Genomic DNA, 1,363 nt, shown 5'->3' on the forward strand with positions numbered 1-1,363 from the left:
TGCCTGGACCGAGTTGCGAGTGCGACTACGACGAGATGTGCCACATCCTCGAAGGCACCGTACGCCTGACCGATGCGGACGGCGTGGCGAAGACCTTCGGGCCGGGGGGATTCGTTCGTGGTGGCGGCGGGGTTCAAGGGAACCTGGGAAAACATCACGCTGGTGCGCAAGGTGTATTTCATTCCCGGATGAGTTCGGCCCGGGCGGATTACGATGACAACTTTGCCGTCGCGTACCTGGGCCTGTCCCGCCCCGGCTCCGGGTCCGTCACCCGCGGATCGGACTTGCGCCCGGCCCTGGCAAGCCGGGACGACGCGTCGTGCGAGCAATCAGGCCTGTGCCTCGCCTGGGAACGCCGGCAGCCCGTACGTCAACGCAAGTTCCAAGGCCGGTTACAAGGGGTATAACTATCAGAGCAAAAGGCGGGTCACCCAGACCAGGCCCTCCAAAGGCAGCGTCCGGGCCAGGCGCCCCAGACCTGATCGGCGCCTGCGGCGCGGAGCGAAGTGATGTGATGAGTTCCAGAGCATGGCGATGGGCTCGCAAGAGCCTTCTTGGCTGCATCGAGCTGGCCTTGCTGGTCGCTCCACTGTGCGCCAGCGCCAGCGCCATGTTCAAGTGCCAAGCCAGGGACGGAGCCATCAGCTACACCAGCCAGGTTATCGCCAGCGCCCGCTGCACTCGCCTGAATGGCATGGCGGGCGCAGGTAGAGGCGCCAAGACAATGGCCCTGCCACGGGTTGTGCGGGACGAAGACCCAGGCGCGGTGCGGATTCGGGTGTTCACCTTCATCCACAAGGGTAAACGTCAATATGTGAGCCGGCGCCCTGTCGGGATCTCCGCACGGGTCGATGTCCTTGAGCTCTATTACATCAGGGGCTGCTATCTGTGCATGGCGACGAAGGATTTCAAGGTCGCCTCACTGCGCCTGGACACCCATTCCTATCGGCGGGAGATCGAAGCCGCTTCGGGTCATTATGGTGTCGACAGGGCGCTGGTCCGCGCAGTGATACATGCCGAATCGGCGTTTCGCCCCAACGCCATTTCCGAAGCCGGCGCCCAGGGGCTGATGCAGTTGATGCCCGCCACCGCCGAGCGCTTCGCCGTGGACGATCCGTTCGACGCACGACAGAACATTCGTGGTGGCGTGCGCTACCTGGCCTGGCTACTCAAGCGCTTCAACGGGAACCAGGTGCTGGCGTTGGCAGGTTACAACGCTGGCGAAGCGTCCGTGGTCGAGTACAACGGGGTGCCTCCCTACGCCGAGACGCAATCCTACGTCACCCTCGTGCAGTCCTTGACCGAACGCTATCGCAACCATCGCTAGTACCCTAGGGCGCACAACCCGGAACAGGTAATACGC

Annotated in this window: 2 protein-coding genes; both read left to right on the plus strand. The window is 63.5% G+C overall.

From position 1 onward, the window contains the following. Positions 1 to 407, plus strand: a 407-nt coding sequence (locus tag ACXRVY_RS29360; protein WP_458239004.1) for a cupin domain-containing protein, incomplete at its 5' end; no start/stop codon positions are given. 107 nt (positions 408 to 514) lie between these two features. Further along, positions 515 to 1,327, plus strand: coding sequence for a lytic transglycosylase domain-containing protein (locus ACXRVY_RS29365; RefSeq protein ID WP_223458956.1), 813 nt, complete (start codon positions 515 to 517; stop codon positions 1,325 to 1,327). Positions 1,328 to 1,363 lie beyond the last annotated feature (36 nt).

The sequence above is a fragment of the Pseudomonas sp. P5_A2_2 genome (assembly GCF_054177685.1).

What these genes read in the sequence shown, in the direction of transcription:
- ACXRVY_RS29365 (WP_223458956.1), top strand. Translation starts at nt 515, where the DNA reads ATGAGTTCCAGAGCATGGCGATGGGCTCGCAAGAGCCTTCTTGGCTGC.